This window comes from Paraburkholderia sp. UCT31, from assembly GCF_014397655.1.
Taxonomy (GTDB): domain Bacteria; phylum Pseudomonadota; class Gammaproteobacteria; order Burkholderiales; family Burkholderiaceae; genus Paraburkholderia; species Paraburkholderia tuberum.
The window spans coordinates 54,790-69,636 of record NZ_VZQP01000021.1 but is presented as its reverse complement, the minus strand read 5'-3'; the positions used below and the strand labels follow the sequence as shown (position 1 = coordinate 69,636).

At 64.7% G+C, this 14,847-nt stretch carries 15 protein-coding genes and 2 pseudogenes; 5 read left to right on the top strand and 12 right to left on the bottom strand.

What is annotated here, in order from left to right; all coding sequences use genetic code 11:
* The first annotated feature begins 140 nt into the window (after positions 1–140).
* Together F6X40_RS19250 and F6X40_RS19245 are read left to right on the top strand one after the other, a co-directional pair.
* Positions 141–845, top strand: coding sequence for an SDR family NAD(P)-dependent oxidoreductase (locus tag F6X40_RS19250; protein WP_184036122.1), 705 nt, complete (start codon positions 141–143; stop codon positions 843–845).
* Positions 846–930: 85 nt separating this feature from the next.
* A complete protein-coding gene (locus tag F6X40_RS19245; RefSeq protein WP_187628865.1) occupies positions 931–1,776 on the top strand; it encodes a TOBE domain-containing protein in 846 nt (281 codons plus the stop codon).
* Positions 1,777–1,813: 37 nt separating this feature from the next.
* Here the strand turns inward: F6X40_RS19245 and F6X40_RS19240 are convergent, their stop codons facing one another.
* The 4 genes from F6X40_RS19240 to F6X40_RS19225 all read right to left on the bottom strand — a co-directional run bounded on the left by F6X40_RS19240 (position 1,814) and on the right by F6X40_RS19225 (position 4,889).
* Entirely contained in the window at positions 1,814–2,524 is a 711-nt protein-coding gene (locus tag F6X40_RS19240) for a sulfate/molybdate ABC transporter ATP-binding protein (RefSeq protein ID WP_187628864.1), read from the bottom strand.
* A 1-nt stretch (position 2,525) separates the two neighbouring features.
* Entirely contained in the window at positions 2,526–3,200 is a 675-nt protein-coding gene (modB, locus tag F6X40_RS19235; protein WP_090808372.1) for a molybdate ABC transporter permease subunit, read from the bottom strand.
* A 22-nt stretch (positions 3,201–3,222) separates the two neighbouring features.
* A complete protein-coding gene (modA, locus tag F6X40_RS19230; RefSeq protein WP_187628863.1) occupies positions 3,223–3,996 on the bottom strand; it encodes a molybdate ABC transporter substrate-binding protein in 774 nt (257 codons plus the stop codon).
* A gap of 191 nt (positions 3,997–4,187) precedes the next feature.
* Positions 4,188–4,889: a phosphatase PAP2 family protein gene (locus F6X40_RS19225; protein WP_187628862.1), complete on the bottom strand. Its 702-nt coding sequence runs from the start codon at positions 4,887–4,889 to the stop codon at positions 4,188–4,190.
* 358 nt (positions 4,890–5,247) lie between these two features.
* On the opposite strand from F6X40_RS19225, the gene F6X40_RS19220 reads away from it, so the two are divergent.
* Positions 5,248–6,426: a PHB depolymerase family esterase gene (locus tag F6X40_RS19220; protein WP_187628861.1), complete on the top strand. Its 1,179-nt coding sequence runs from the start codon at positions 5,248–5,250 to the stop codon at positions 6,424–6,426.
* A gap of 109 nt (positions 6,427–6,535) precedes the next feature.
* Positions 6,536–6,715: a DUF3563 family protein gene (locus tag F6X40_RS19215; RefSeq protein ID WP_090808381.1), complete on the top strand. Its 180-nt coding sequence runs from the start codon at positions 6,536–6,538 to the stop codon at positions 6,713–6,715.
* A 156-nt stretch (positions 6,716–6,871) separates the two neighbouring features.
* On the opposite strand, the gene F6X40_RS19210 is transcribed toward F6X40_RS19215, so the two are convergent.
* The 7 genes and pseudogenes from F6X40_RS19210 to F6X40_RS19180 all read right to left on the bottom strand — a co-directional run bounded on the left by F6X40_RS19210 (position 6,872) and on the right by F6X40_RS19180 (position 12,271).
* Positions 6,872–7,330 carry a TspO/MBR family protein gene (locus tag F6X40_RS19210; RefSeq protein ID WP_090808383.1) on the bottom strand — a complete coding sequence of 153 codons (459 nt, stop codon included), beginning with the start codon at positions 7,328–7,330 and terminating at the stop codon, positions 6,872–6,874.
* A 64-nt stretch (positions 7,331–7,394) separates the two neighbouring features.
* Positions 7,395–8,463, bottom strand: a pseudogene (locus F6X40_RS19205) (cryptochrome/photolyase family protein).
* Between the two features lie 186 nt (positions 8,464–8,649).
* The gene (locus tag F6X40_RS19200) at positions 8,650–9,069 is read right to left on the bottom strand and encodes an organic hydroperoxide resistance protein (RefSeq protein ID WP_184072186.1); all 420 of its coding nucleotides are present in this window, start codon (positions 9,067–9,069) and stop codon (positions 8,650–8,652) included.
* A gap of 171 nt (positions 9,070–9,240) precedes the next feature.
* The gene (locus F6X40_RS19195; RefSeq protein ID WP_187628860.1) at positions 9,241–9,693 is read right to left on the bottom strand and encodes a MarR family winged helix-turn-helix transcriptional regulator; all 453 of its coding nucleotides are present in this window, start codon (positions 9,691–9,693) and stop codon (positions 9,241–9,243) included.
* Between the two features lie 175 nt (positions 9,694–9,868).
* Positions 9,869–10,675, bottom strand: a complete 807-nt coding sequence (locus tag F6X40_RS19190; RefSeq protein ID WP_187628859.1) for a BPSS1780 family membrane protein — start codon at positions 10,673–10,675, stop codon at positions 9,869–9,871.
* Positions 10,666–11,661: a homoserine kinase gene (locus F6X40_RS19185; protein WP_187628858.1), complete on the bottom strand. Its 996-nt coding sequence runs from the start codon at positions 11,659–11,661 to the stop codon at positions 10,666–10,668. Before F6X40_RS19185 ends, F6X40_RS19190 begins: the two co-directional genes overlap by 10 nt.
* 214 nt (positions 11,662–11,875) lie before the next feature.
* Positions 11,876–12,271 (bottom strand): hypothetical protein, encoded by a 396-nt coding sequence (locus F6X40_RS19180; protein ID WP_187628857.1) that lies wholly within the window; start codon positions 12,269–12,271, stop codon positions 11,876–11,878.
* Positions 12,272–12,462: 191 nt separating this feature from the next.
* Between F6X40_RS19180 and F6X40_RS19175 the strand changes: the two genes are divergently transcribed.
* Positions 12,463–13,989 carry an AMP nucleosidase gene (locus F6X40_RS19175; protein ID WP_409259241.1) on the top strand — a complete coding sequence of 509 codons (1,527 nt, stop codon included), beginning with the start codon at positions 12,463–12,465 and terminating at the stop codon, positions 13,987–13,989.
* 147 nt (positions 13,990–14,136) lie between these two features.
* Here F6X40_RS19175 and F6X40_RS19170 read toward each other — a convergent pair.
* Positions 14,137–14,637: pseudogene (locus tag F6X40_RS19170) on the bottom strand (chromate transporter); the annotation flags it as partial.
* Between the last annotated feature and the right edge of the window lie 210 nt (positions 14,638–14,847).

Here is a 14,847-nt window from a genome sequence, read left to right as displayed (position 1 = left end):
GCGCGGTCTCCTGATTCGTGCGCTTGCTAATCGACGATTCACGGTCGGTAAGTGCAAGCATTGCATCTTCCGCGCTGTATCACGCGGGACTATATTTCCTGGACCGGCTTTAACCCGAGTCCATCGACAGGAAACGCTCCATGCAACCAGCAAACCAGCAAAAAACCGTGCTTCTGATCGGCGCCTCGCGCGGCCTCGGCTTCGCGATGGTCGAGGAGTATCTGAAGCGCGGCTGGCGAGTCATCGCGACCGGCAGGCAAAATTCCACGACCAGGCTCCTTCAGCTTGCGACGGCGTCACATGACGCACTCGAAGTCGAAACGGTCGACATCACGATGCCCGAACAGGTCGCCGCGTTGCGGGGCCGCCTCGAAGGACGTCCGATCGACCTGCTGTTCGTCAACGCCGGCGTCAAGAACGACGATAGTGAAACGATCGCGGATGTATCGACCGACGAATTCGTGCGCGTGATGGTGACGAACGCGTTGAGTCCGATGCGGGTCGTCGAGGCGCTGCAGGATCTCGTTCGGCCGACTGGCACGATCGGCGTGATGTCGTCGGGGCAGGGCAGCGTCGCCAACAACGAGAATGGCAACTACGAGGTCTATCGCGGCAGCAAGGCCGCGCTCAACATGTTCATGCGAAGCTTTGCCGCGCGTCATCGAAGCGATACCAGAACCCTGCTGCTGATGGCGCCCGGCTGGGTGCGAACCGATATGGGCGGGCCGGACGCGCGTCTGAGCATCGACGAAAGCATCCCGAACCTGGTCAGCACGATCGACGCTTACGAGGGCCGTGCCGGTTTGCATTACCTCGACTACCTCGGCAGAGTCGTGCCATGGTGAGCGGCAAGCGTAGGGGCCAGCGGCGGAAGAGCGCGTCGCTATAATGATTCGCCGCCCTGCCACGTACCCTCAACCACTCTCTGCCATGACCGTCGACCGCCCCGATCCTCCCCGCGATGCCCTCGAAGTCGGCGGCTCCGTCTGGTTTCAGGCGGGCACGCAGACGCTCGGCGGCGCGGCCCGCATCGCGCTGCTTGCGGCGATTGGCGAGACCGGCTCGATCACGAGCGCGGCGAAGGCGGTCGGCATCAGCTACAAAGGCGCGTGGGATGCCATCGACACGATGAACAACCTCGCCGGCGAGCCGCTCGTCGTGCGTCTGACCGGCGGCAAGGGCGGCGGCGGCACGACGCTGACGCCGCGCGCGGTGAAGCTGATCGAGACGTTTCGCGCGGTCGAGCGCGAGCATCGACGCTTTCTCGAACGCGCGGGCGCGGCGATTGGCGAGGGCTTCGCGACGGACTGGGACCTGATCGGCCGCATCGGCGTGAAGACGAGCGCGCGCAATCAGTTCTACGGCACGGTGTCGGCGATCGAGCGCGGCACCGTCAACGACGAAGTGTCGCTCGCGCTGCCCGGCGGCCATACGATCGTCGCCGTGCTCACGCACGAAAGCACCGAAGCCCTCGGGCTCGCGATCGGCGTGGCGGCGTTTTCGCTGATCAAGGCGTCGTGGGTCGTTTTGCTCGTACCGGGTGATGGCGATCGCGATGCGCCGTTGAACCTGTCGGCGCGCAATCAGTTGCGTGGCACCGTGCACAGCGTGAAGCGCGGCGCGGTGAACGCGGAAGTGTCGCTCGGGCTCGAAGGCGGCGCGGTGGTCACGGCGGTCGTCACCAATGGCAGCGTCGACATGCTCGGTTTGCAGGAAGGCGCGAGCGCGGTCGCGGTGTTCAAGGCGTCGAGCGTGATACTTGGCGTGAAGGATTGAGGTTGCCGGGGCGTAACGAAGGCGCAATGCCACCCGCTCAACGAGGCGACGCCTCGCTGCGCGCATATCCTGCGAACGGATGATCCTCGCGCACGCGGCCGTCGCTGACCCGCACGACCTGATCGCCGAATGCGGCGACGTCGTCCGGATCGTGCGTGATCAGCACCATCGGAATATCGAGCCGCGTTTGCAGGTCCGATAGCTCGCGTCGCATGCGCTGGCGCAACTCACTATCCAGTGCGGAAAACGGCTCGTCGAGCAGCAGCAGGCGCGGCTGCGAAACCAGCGCGCGCGCGAGCGCCACACGCTGCTTCTGCCCGCCCGACAGCTGCGCCGGGTGATTGCCCGCCAAGCCCCTCAATTCGAGCGCATCGAGCCAGTAATCGACCTGCGCATGCGCGCCGCGCGCACGCGGATTGAGCCAGCCCCGGTGCAGCCCGAAGCCGATGTTCTGCCGCACGTTCAGATGCGGAAACAGCGCGTAGTCCTGAAACAGATACGCGATCTTGCGCGCCTGCGGCTTCTGATCGATGCCGACCGCGCTATCGAACAAGGTGGTGCCGTGCAGCGTGATGGTCCCTTCATCGGGACGCAGCAAGCCGGCGATCGCCTGCAAGGTCAGGCTCTTGCCCGCGCCCGACGGCCCGAACAGCACGAGCCGCTGCGTGCTCGCGCTGAACGCGACGTCGAGCGTGAAGCGCCGCTCGGCGGTCTCGAAGGTCTTGCGGATGGCGACGTTGAGCGGCATGTCAGCGGGCTCTCAGAAGCGTGTGCTGCGGCACGAGACGCCCCGCGAGCAGCAGGATCGTCACGCACGCGACCGATGTCACGAGCACGAGGAAGTTGGCGGTGCTGTCGTCGCCGGCCTGCACCGCCGAATAGACCGCGACCGACAGTGTCTGCGTGCGGCCTGGCAGATTGCCCGCGATCATCAGCGTCGCGCCGAATTCGCCGAGCGCGCGCGCGAACGCGAGCAGGCCGCCCGCGAGGATGCCGCGCGCGGCGAGCGGCAGCGTCACGCGGAAAAACACCGCGGCTTCGCTGACGCCGAGCGTGCGCGCCGCGCGCTCCAACTGCGGATCGACGCCTTCAAAGGCGGCGCGCGCGGACTTCAGCACGAGCGGAAACGCGACCACCGTCGACGCGATCACCGCGCCCTGCCACGTGAAGACGAGCTGGATGTCGAAGCGGTCGAGCCACGCGCCGATCACGCCGCGTCGGCCGAGCAGCACGAGCAGGTAATAGCCGAGCACGGTGGGCGGCAGCACGAGCGGCAGCATCAGCAGCGAATCGATCACGTCGCGCGCGCCGGAGCGCCAGCGCGACAGGCCGAGCGCGGCCGCGACGCCGAGCACGAGAGTGAGCGCGGTGGCCCATCCTGCGACCTTCAGCGATAGCAGCAGCGGAACCCAGGCCTGTTGCATGAGCGTGTGCTCTCCCCGTGAATCAATGCGCCGGCTTGAAGCCGTACTTCGCGAGCACCGCCTGGCCGGCCGGCGATAGCACGAAGTCGATGAAGGCTTGCGCGTCGGCCGCGTGATGGCTTCCTTCGACCTGCGCGATCGGATAGCCGATCGGCGTTTGCGTCGGCAGGTTCAGCGCGACCTTGACCTTGTCGGGCATGATCGCGGCATCGGTGCCGAACACGAAGCCGGCGTCGACTTCGCCGCGCGCGACGTAATCAAGGCTCTGACGCACGTTCGACGCGAGCACTGCCTTCGCGCTGACCGCGTCCCACACGCCGGCGGCCTGAAGCTCGCCCTGCGTGTAGCGGCCAACCGGCACCGAGGCCGGATCGCCGAACGCGACCCGCTTGACGTTCGCGGTCGTCAGCGCGTTGAGGTTGGCGGGCGCGAAATGACTGTCGGCTGGCACGATCAGCACCAGCGAGTTGGCGGCGAAGTCGCGCCGCGTCGACGGCACGATCACCTTTTCGGCGGCGGCCTTGTCCATTGCCTTCTGATCCGCGGACGCGAATACGTCGGCGGGCGCGCCTTTGACGATTTGTTGCATCAGCACGTCGGACGCGCCGAAGTTCAACAGAACCTTGGTGCCCGGATGCTGTTGCTCGAACGCGTCGCCGACCGCCTTGAACGCATTGGTCAGGCTGGCGGCGGCCGAGACCACCAGTTCATCGGCGTGGGCATTGACGCTGACCACGACGGCGACGGCGGCTGCGACGCACAGCGCGTACTGCTTCAGATGGCAAGAGAGTGTCATGAAGGACCTGGAGTCTGACGTGAACGGGAAGCAGTAGCTTAAAAACGCTATCGTAATATATGCGCGGTTATAGCGGTGGGCGAAACGGTCGATTCGGCGCAGCGCTTCACGTATCGCGTGAAGCGCGAGGGAAGTGCTACGAAACTGTAAAAGGAAGCTTGAAAACGCGGCGGAAGGGTCGGCGCAGCGTCTCAGATGTCCGACGCGCGCATCGGCTGGAGCGTATTGCGCGTTTGCGACAGCGGCGCGGCCGACGGTCGAATGTCGCGTGGGGACAGCCATTTCGCGCGAATGAACGGCCGGTCGTGGCCGGACACCTTCAATGCGATATGCGTGACCCAGCGCTGCGTGGGCACGTGCACGCCGTGCATCAGGATTGCCAGCACCATCAGGCTGACGGTGACCGGGAGCGCCGACAGCCGGCCCGGCTCCGCATTCCACGCGATGCGCACGAACACGAGCGCGGTGAGCGCGCCGACGAGGCAGCCAGTCACGGCTTCGGACGGCGAATGCGCGCTCAGCACGACGCGCGACAAGCCCACCGCCAGGCCGGCGGCAAGCCCCCCGAGCACGCCGAGCAGCCGGACGGCGCGGCGCGCGGGCAATAGCATCAAAAACAGCGCGACCGGATAGACGGCCGTGGACAGCATGGAGTGACCGCTGACGCCGGTGAAATCGAGTTCGCGCACGCCGACGCCCCAGCCGAGGAAGGCGAGCTTGGTCACGGTCACGACGCCGATCGCCGTACCGAGCAGCGCGAGCCAGCAGGCCGCGAGCCGCCACGAGTAGCCGACCGCCAACCACAGCGCGATGGCGAGCGCGAGCGGCAGCGTCAAGCCGGCGCCGCCGAGGCTGGTGATCGAATACCACAGGTGGATCGGTAAATCGGGCATGGCGGGAGCGCGACGCGGGTCGCGTGAAATCGGGTTGGTGGAAATCGGCGCGCGGCCGGCACGAAACGCCGGTGCGGCCCGGATCGACACGTCGGGAGATCAACCGCCAGTATAGTCGGGTGTCGCGCGACGGTCTTGCGGCGCACAGCGCTTTTGCACGCCGAATGTGAGCTGCCGAACGGCTGTCGACGTGGTTTGACGACAGGGCCCCGGCAAGGTTCGCGACGATCGAAATGGGGCACGAAGAGCGGCGCTGTGTTCAGCACCGCAGGAAAAATGATGTTATTGTGCATTGCACAACTTCATCTGATCCGCAGTTTTGGGGTCCGCCTTTGTCCCTTTTGCGAGGTTATCGCCGATGGCAAAAAGCCTGTCGAAAATCTGGCTGCGTGGTTTCAAGCGCCTGCTCGCGATCCAAACCGAACACGCGCAAAAAACCGCCAAGCGAGCGCAGGCGCGACCGGTTCGCGCCGCCACCACCAAACCGTCGAGCAAGGCTCATCCACTGAAGCCGGCTGCCGCGCTACGCACGCCGATGAAACGCGAAGCGCCGCGCGAGTCGCGCGTGCGTCCACGCGCGGCCGCGTGGGCGAGCGGCGCGTGGACGCGCTCGTTCCATTCCGCGCCGGCCGCGCCGGGCCGGCTGGTCAATCACCTGCAGTACGGGCTCTATATCCCGTCCGGGCACGCGCATGAGGCGATGCCGCTGGTCGTAATGCTGCATGGCTGCACGCAGTCGATCGACGAATTCGCCGAGGGTACGCGCATGAACCTGCTCGCCGACCGCTACGGCTTCGCGGTCGTGTATCCGGAGCAATCGAAGCACGCGCACTCGCACCGCTGCTGGCACTGGTACGATGCCGGCGATAACGCGGGCGGCGCGGAAGCGCGCGCGGTCGTGTCGCTGGTGGATTCGCTGGTCGAGCAGCACAGCTTTGACCGCGCGCGTGTCTACGTGGCGGGGATTTCGGCGGGCGCGGGGCTGACCGCGCTATTGGCCGTCAAGTATCCCGGCCATTTCGCCGCGGTCGCGCTGCATTCCGGCCCCGCTTTCGGCGAGGCGCGCTCCGGCATTACCGCGATGGACGTGATGCGGCGCGGCGCGCGTCGCGAGCCGGCGGAACTCGTCGACGAAACCACGAACGTCGCGCAATACCCGGGCATGCCGGCATTGATCGTCCACGGCGATGCCGACCATGTGGTGGCGCCGGTCAACGCGGACCAGTTGGCGACACAGTTTCTGCGTCTGAACCGCCTCATTGACGTAAACGGCGCGCGCAAAGCCGGCGAGACGCGCGAGGACCGCAAAAATGGCGTCGTGATGCGCGATTATCTGCGCGGCGGGCGGCGCGTGGTACGGGTTTGTCGTGTGCAGGGGCTGGGTCACGCATGGGCCGGCGGCGACGATGCGCTGCCCTTCCATTCGTCCAAGGGCCCGGACGCGAGCGCCATGCTGTGGGAGTTTTTCCGGCATCAGCGTCGTACGGACGCGGGCCGCATCGCGGAAGGATTGGCGGCATCGTCGGTCGGGCGGTGACGTCCGAGCAACACCTCGAAAATGAGCAGTGGCATGAAATCAGGGTTTTCCCTATAATGCGGGTTATCCCTTAGGCGTAAACGCCTAGCTATCACTGCCGAGGTGAACCATGTATCTGATCAGCCGCCTGTTTCTGTTTCTGACCAAGTCGCCGGACCAGCTCGCGAAGGAGCGCGCTGACGCCTATCTCGCTGAAGCGACCGATCTCTACGATCTCGAATTCCGCATGCGCAAGCTCGATCAAGAGACGAACGCGCGTCCGTCGTGGATGAGCCAGCACTACGGCTAAGCCGACTGCCTGTAACCGGCATCAGGCCGTCAGCAATCGGAACATCGGCGCGTGGTGAGGCGCTGATGTTTGGGGTTGGCCATCAAGGCCATTGCCCGTATCGCGCACTCTCCTTTATTCATCGCGCGGCCTTCGCGCCCGCTTGGCAGACTCCACTCAAGCAGCCGGATTCAACTGCCACAACGCGTAGTTCAAAAGCGCGGCGTACGCGACCCACACGACATACGGCACGAGCAGAATGCCCGCGAGGCGATCGCGCCGCCAGAACACATACGTCAGCATCACGATCAGTAGCAGCAGAATCAGGATGTCGATCAGCGCCGTCTCCGGCCGATGCAGGCCGAAAAACAGCCACATCCACGCGGCGTTGAACACCAGCTGCACGACCCACAGTACGATCGCCGCGGTCAGGCCGTCGCGCTTCCACACACGCCACGCGGAAAACGCCATCAGTACGTAAAGTACGGTCCAGACCGGTGGAAAAACCCAGTTCGGCGGATTGAACACAGGCTTTTGCAGGCCCGTGTACCACGCGTCCGGCAGAGACAGACTCGCGGCCCAGCCGGCCGCCAGCGTCAGGATCAAAAACACGAGCAGCGACGGCAGACGGCGCATCTTCGCCCCCTTCAGACCTTCTTATTCAATATTCAATAATGTGAGCAGGCACTCACTTTCCGTATCAGGCCAGTGTGCGCTCGCGGGCCTGCGCCTGGTCGACGATCCGTTCGGGATAATTCCCGCCCAGTACCATGCACCGAATTCCGCGAGCCGCTCAGCGCCGGCCAGCCACCGCGCGTGAATCCATTTTGCCGGCAAGTTCGCGAGCTGCGGTAGATATCGTTTGATAAAGCGCCGTCGGGGTCGAATTTTTCGGCTCGCGTGACCGGATTGAAAATACGGGGGTAAGGTTGCGCGCCGTAGCCGGTCGAGGCGGCCCACTGCCAGCCGCCGTTGTTCGCCGAGAAATCGAAGTCGTTCGGCAAATCGGCGAAGTATCGCTCGCGGAGCCAGTCGATGCCGAGATCCTTCGCGAGGAAGCTTGCCGTGACCATCCGCAGACGGTTGTGCATATAGCCGGTCTGGTTCAACTGCAGCATCGCGGCATCGACGAGCGGATAGCCGGTGCGGCCGTCGCACCAGGCGGCGAACGCTGCGTCGGCCGAGCGGCCTTTTTCCTGGTGCAACTGCTCGTATTCCGGCTTGAACGGCGCGCTTTTCGCGAGGCGCGGGTGGTGCGCGAGGACCATGAAGTAAAAATCCCACCAGATCGGTCCCGACAGCCATGTCGCGGCGCCTTTGCCGTCGGGTTGCAGCGACATCTCGTACGCGAGCCGCGCCAATGTGCGGATCGACACCGTGCCGAAGCGCAGATGCACCGACAGATAGCTCGGCTTTTCACAGCGGGGAAATCGCGCCGTTCCGCGTAGCTGTCGATGCGCGTGAGGAAATCGTCGAGCGGCTGTTGGGCGCCGCTCATGCCGGCGGGCAGTTGCAAGTCCGTCAGGTTGCCAGGCGCGAAGCCGAGCTGGTCGAGTGTGGCGATCCTGCACCGGCTCGCCTGGGTGGCGCGTCTGCCAGGCATCGACAATCGGCTGCAGGATCGTCGTGTCGAATACGAACACGCACCAGATACGCTCGCAATGCTTGGGCGCGTACTACAGCGCGGCATGATCGGTGCTGCACAGATCGCGGCGGAACCAGACGAGGCCGGAGTCGAAGCTGTCGTGCAGGCGGCGGGCGCATGTCATCGGGAGAGGCGGTCGGGCTGAAGGTGGTCGAGGACCGGCTACGCAGGATGCGTGCCGTGCGCGCGAAAACAATCAGCGCCCGGCCCTATTGTGCAGGGTGCGGGCGCTGCTCGCGACGGCACCGGGTAATGCGCCGTGAGCGGTTCTTCTTGAGCATTGCTGATCGGCGCAACGGCCGACCTGACCTCAAGCGACGTGCAGACGAACCGCGACGTTGTTACGCGTAGCGTTCGAGTACGGGCAGACCTGGTGCGCTGCATCCACCAGTTCCCTGGCAGCGTCCGCAGCCAGACCCGGCAGAGTGATACGCAGGTCGATGTCGAGCGCGAAGCCGCCCTTGTCGTTCGGACCGATGCCGACGTCGGCGGAAACCTGCGTGTCGGCCGGCAGGGCCTGTTTGCGCTGGCCGGCGACAAACTTCATGGCGCTCAGGAAACAGGCCGAGTAGCCGGCTGCAAACAGCTGTTCGGGATTCGTGCCTGCTGCGCCATTTCCGCCGAGTTCACGCGGTGCCGCCAGCTTCACGTCCAATGCATCGTCCGACGATACGGCGCGGCCGTCGCGGCCGCCGGTGCTCGTTGCGCTTGCCTTGTAGAGGATGTTCATGGTGCGGTTCCTAGTCTGGGGTGTCAGGGTTGGCTTGTTTGCCGCTGGCTGCCGGTTCGCCGGTCTGGCGAAGCGCTAGCGAAGCGGCATGTGAGGAAGATAGTACACAAATCATTTGTGTGCAAATGAATTTTGCGATGGAACCGGAACTAGTCCTTTTCAGTTATCGCCCTACTGGTCCATGAAGTCGTTGAGCGTCGTGCGCAGGCGTGTGAGGTCGTCGCGCAGACGCAGCAGGAAGTCCGCCGTCTGCTGCGTCGCGCAGAAGATTTCGCCGGGCACGTCGCGCGCCTGACGCTTGAGCGCCTTGCCCGCGCCCGTCAGGCGAATGTAGACGAGGCGCTCATCGTCGGTGCCGCGCGCGCGCGCGACGAGTCGTTGCGCTTCGAGACGCTTGAGCAGCGGCGTGACCGTCGCCGGATCGAGATTCAGGCGCGCGGCCATGTCCTTGACGGTGACCTCGTCGGTTTCCCACAGCACGAGCATCGCCAGATACTGTGGATACGTGAGTCCGAGCTTTTCGAGCAGCGGCTTGTACGCTTTCGTCATCGCGAGCGAGGTCGAGTAGAGCGCGAAGCACAGTTGCTCGTCGAGCGTGAAGGGGAGAGCGGGGCGCTGGGTCATGATTCATCTCGGCAAAAAGAGCGTGCAAATGGATTGCACGCAAACCATTGTGCCGCAAGTCGATTCAGGATGCCGAGCGTCGGGAACAGGTGTGTCGACAGAGACGTCGGGAAGGTGCGCGCGGAACACGCGGCGCGCGCGGGCGCCAGAACGGCTCCCGCGCGGGAACGACGGATCAGGCCGCCGGCGTGGTCGGCAGATCCGGCGTTTGCGGCGTCTGCACGCCGAAGCAGCCGCGATAGGTCGCGTAGAACGAGCAGTACAGCATGGTCGTGACGATCATCGTCGCGGGCATCAGGATCGCGAACGCGAAGTCGGCCGCGCCGAGCGCCTGCATCAGCGCGGACAGCCCGATCGACACGACCGTTGCGACTGCGAACCACAGCGCCGCGAATACGACGAAAGCGCCGCGATTGCGCCAGCAACTGACCACGCTGAAGAACATGGCCTTGACGGGCGGCACGTCGTGCCAGGCGGCGAGGATGGGCGAGAACCAGAACAGCATCGCGACCGGTATGTAGAACGCGAGCGCGGTGATCACCGCGAGCGGGATATTGCTGTTGGCGATCGTGTTCTCGTCCATCGACGCGTTGCCGAGCATCACCTTCAGCAGCATGCCGCCGTCGGCGAGCGCCGAGCCGGCCAGCACGAGCGCCATGGCGATGACATACAGCACGCCGAGCACGAGCAGCCGCCGCGCGACCACCGGGCCATACGAATGAAAGCCGTCGACAAGGATGGTCGGAAACACCGGTTTGCCCGCGATGGTGTTGCGGCATGCGGCCATGAAGCCGACCGCGACACCGGGAATGAACAATAGCGGCAACACGCCGCCGACCACCGGAATCTGTGACACGAGCGTCATCACCAGCAAATAGGTGAAGAACAGCGTCAGAAAGGCGAGCGGATTCTTGCGGAATAGCCAGATACCCTGGCGGAACCACACATAGCCGGTTTTCGCGGGGACTTCGATCAGTTGCATGAGGTATGGATGCCTGGATTCGCGACGCCCTGCAGGCGCTCGCGCAGAATGCGTTCGAAATGACCGGGGTCGTGCGGCTTCAGCAGTTCGGCCGCGCGCGGCAAATGAAAATCATACAGGCGCGAGACCCAGAAACGGTATGCGCCCGCACGCAGCATGTCGCCCCAGTGATGGTTTTCCTCGACGGTGAACGGCCGCACCGTCTGATACGCGCGCAACAGCGCCTCGGTGCGCTCGGCGTCGAGCTTGCCGGTCGCGAGGTCGACGCACCAGTCGTTGACCGTCACCGCGACGTCGAACAGCCACTTGTCGCAGCCGGCGAAATAGAAATCGAAGAAACCACCGAGCCGCACTTCGTGGCCGGTGTCGGGCGCCGCGTGAGCGAACATCGCGTTGTCGCGGAACAGGTCGGCGTGGCACGGGCCCGCGGGCATTGCCGCGTAATCGGCGGAGGCGAAGAACGCTTCCTGATGCGCAAGCTCGGACGCCAGCAGATCGCGCTGCTCGCCTTCCAGATACGGCAGGATCGTCGGCACGGATTCGCGCCACCACGGCAGGCTGCGCAGGTTCGGCTGATAGCGCGGATAGTCGCGGCCCGCGAGGTGCAGGCGGGCGAGCATCTGGCCGACCTCGACGCAATGCTCGACGCCCGGCGAGAGTTCGGGTGTGCCTTCGAGCTTCGTCACGATGGTCGCGGGTTTGCCGAGCAGCATGCCGAACAGCGCGCCGTCGAGACGCGGCATCGGATCCGGTACCGGCACGCGATGCGCGGCAAGATGCCGCATCAGGTTCAGATAGAACGGCAGTTGTTCAGCTGTCAGCTTTTCGAAAATCGTCAGCACGTATTCGCCGCGCGTCGTCGTCAGAAAGAAGTTGCTGTTTTCAATGCCGGACGAAATGCCGCGAAACTCGACGACATCGCCGAGATCGTAGTGACTCATCCATTCTGCGAGTTGGGATTCGTTGACAGCGGTGAAGACGGCCATGCGGAAACGTCGGATCAGGTTGGTCGGGCTGGCGCGGTGCGGCCAGTGCGAGGTGAGACAAACGAATGTGGCGGAGCGGGCGACGAATGCGGAACGGCGAAGTGCAAGCGTCGCCGCATTCAGCGCGGGTTCATCGCGCAGCGGCCGCGATCGGATTAAGCGGGGGCGCGCTCGCGCCGCGGCCGCCGTTGCCGGCGTGCCGCTTTCGTAACGATCAATAGTGGAGATTCACCGATGGCAAGCGCGTACTGGGCTTGCCGCTGTCGTGGACGGTGGGCGACGTATCGGGCGACGCGCTCATCTGGTAGCGGGTGCCGAAATTCGAATGCACGTCGATTTCGACCGGCTTGCCCTTGTCGCGGAATTCGGTGATTTCGGTGCCGTTCGGGCTGACTTCGTGAAAGCTCGGCGTGCGCGGAACGTTGATGTTGACCTTCGAGCTGACCTCTGCGCCCGGACGATTGATCTTGTCCAGGTCCGGCAGACCGGCCCGTTCATTGGCGGACTGGGGCACGCCGGCGGCCGGCGGTTCGTCGACGGGCTGGGCAGCCATCGCGGCGTTGCCGAAGGCCAGAGCCAGCGCAACAGCGATGGGAAGGAGCAGCTTCATGGTGATTCTCCGATTGGGTGCCCGGATTCTAGCAAATCCGGCCTGACGCACGGGCGCCAAGCCTTATTTTGCGCCGCTTTCGCGCAACCTGCGCGCGTTCTCGCGGGCGCTGTTGCAAGCGTCGCCGCCGACATTTGGCAACAGCGGGTTCCGTGGTAATGTCGTCTCATCAAAAAGGGTGAACGATGATGATCAACAACGATATCAATCAGCGCACGGTGCAGACTCCCGCCAACAGCTTCCCAACCGAAGGCTTCGACGACGCGGCCGAGGCCGTCACCCGCCTCGCCGCGATCTACGAGGCGAACACGTCGTTCCTGCGCGATGCGTTCGCGCGCTATCGCCGCAACGAGCAGTTCGACCATCGCGTGCGCGCCTGTTATCCGTTCGTGCGCGTGCGTACCGAGGTCAACACGCACGTCGATTCACGCCGCTCGTACGGTTTCGTCGCGGGGCCGGGCGTGTTCGAGACGACCGTCACGCGGCCAGACCTGTTCGGCAACTACTATCGCGAGCAACTGCGGCTGCTGGCGAAGAATCATCACGTGCAGATCGAAGTCGGTGTGTCGGACCAGCCGATTCCGATTCATTTCGCGTTCGCCGAGGGCATCCACCTCGAAGGCGATCTGGACCGCGAGCGCCTGTTCCTGATGCGCGACATCTTCGATATACCGGACCTCGCGCTGCTCGACGACCGCATCGTCAACGGCACGTACGAGCCGCTGCCGGGCGAGCCGCATCCGCTCGCGTTGTTCACGGCGGCGCGCGTCGATTTTTCACTGCATCGGCTGAAGCACTACACGGCGACCTCGCCGACGCATGTGCAGAACTACGTGCTGTACACCAACTACCAGTTCTATATCGACGAATTCGTCAAGCTCGGCCGGGGCATGATGGCCCGTACCGACGACGAGGAATTGCGCGCCTATCGCAGCGAATACACGTCGTTCGTCGAGCCCGGCGACGTCATCACCTACAACGAGAATCTCGGCGAGCAGGCGCAGGAGGGCACGCTGCCGCCACGTCTGCCGCAGATGCCGGCCTATCACCTGAAACGCGCGGACGGCAGCGGCATCACGATGATCAACATTGGGGTCGGGCCGTCGAATGCGAAGACAATCACCGATCACATCGCGGTGCTGCGTCCGCATGCGTGGATCATGCTCGGCCACTGCGCGGGACTGCGCAACACGCAGCGTCTCGGCGACTACGTGCTCGCGCACGGCTATGTGCGCGAAGATCATGTGCTCGATGCCGATCTGCCGCTGTGGGTGCCGATTCCGGCGCTCGCCGAAGTGCAGGTCGCGCTCGAGCGCGCGGTCGCGCAGGTCACGCAGCTCGACGGCGTCGAGCTGAAGCGCGTGATGCGCACGGGCACGGTGGCGAGCGTCGACAATCGCAACTGGGAGCTGCGCGATCATCGCGAGCCGGTGCAGCGGCTGTCGCAAAGCCGTGCAATCGCGCTCGATATGGAAAGCGCGACGATCGCCGCGAACGGCTTCCGCTTCCGCGTGCCTTACGGCACGTTGCTGTGCGTGTCGGACAAGCCGCTGCACGGCGAGCTGAAGCTGCCGGGCATGGCCGATCAGTTCTATCGCGCGCAGGTCGATCAGCATCTGCAGATCGGCGTGAAGGCGATGGAACTGCTGCGGATGAATGGGCTGCATCGATTGCATAGCCGCAAGCTGCGGAGTTTCGCGGAAGTCGCGTTTCAGTAACTCAGGCCGAGGCACTGATAAACAGCCCGCTTACGCTGGATGTGCCGCTTTGAAGATGGCTCGCGAGCGACGTCGGAACCAATCTTCGTTGGTTGTCGAGGTGACGCTCGCCGGCTCAACCCTGCCCGAAACCGGGTCAACCCGATCAAGCTCCCCGCCCGCCAGCAGCCACAGCGGATGAATCCGCGTCTTCGTCGCCATCACGGCCGTGAACGCAGTAATCGCCCACGCTATCGCGGTCGGATTCGACGCGCGTGCGATCAGCGCCGCGCTCGCCGCGACGAGGCCGGCCGTCACCGGCACGAGTCCCAGCTGCGCAAAGCGGCGCCAAGGACGGTCCTTGAAGCGGTCCCACGCATACAGCGCGAGGATCGTCAGGAGCGACGACGGCCCGAACTTCGCAATCGACGTGACGAGCATGCCGGCCCAGCCGGCCACATGCCAGCCGATCAGCGTGACGATCATCTGGTTCGGGCCGGGCGCGGCTTGAGCGAGCGCGAACAGCGCGCTGAACTCGCTGGCCGGCATCCAGTGATGCACGTCGACCACCTGCCGCTGCATCTCCGGAAGGATCGTATTGCCGCCGCGGAACGCGAGCGGCGACAGCTGACTAAAAATCGCCGCAAGGGAATCGAGCATGTCGTTCATTGCGCGCTCCTTGCAGCAAGATAAATGCTGAGCGGCGTGAGCACAAGCATCGTCGGCGGCAGCGGCAGTCGCAGCATCGACGAGTGCGCGGCGCGCGAGCGCGGCTTCGGGTGAGGTGAGTTCGTTCAGATTGCGAGCTTCGAGTACCAGCTGAGCACGTTAGCGCCGGACGGCAAGCGTGCAAACGATTTGTTCGCCAATCCGGTTGAC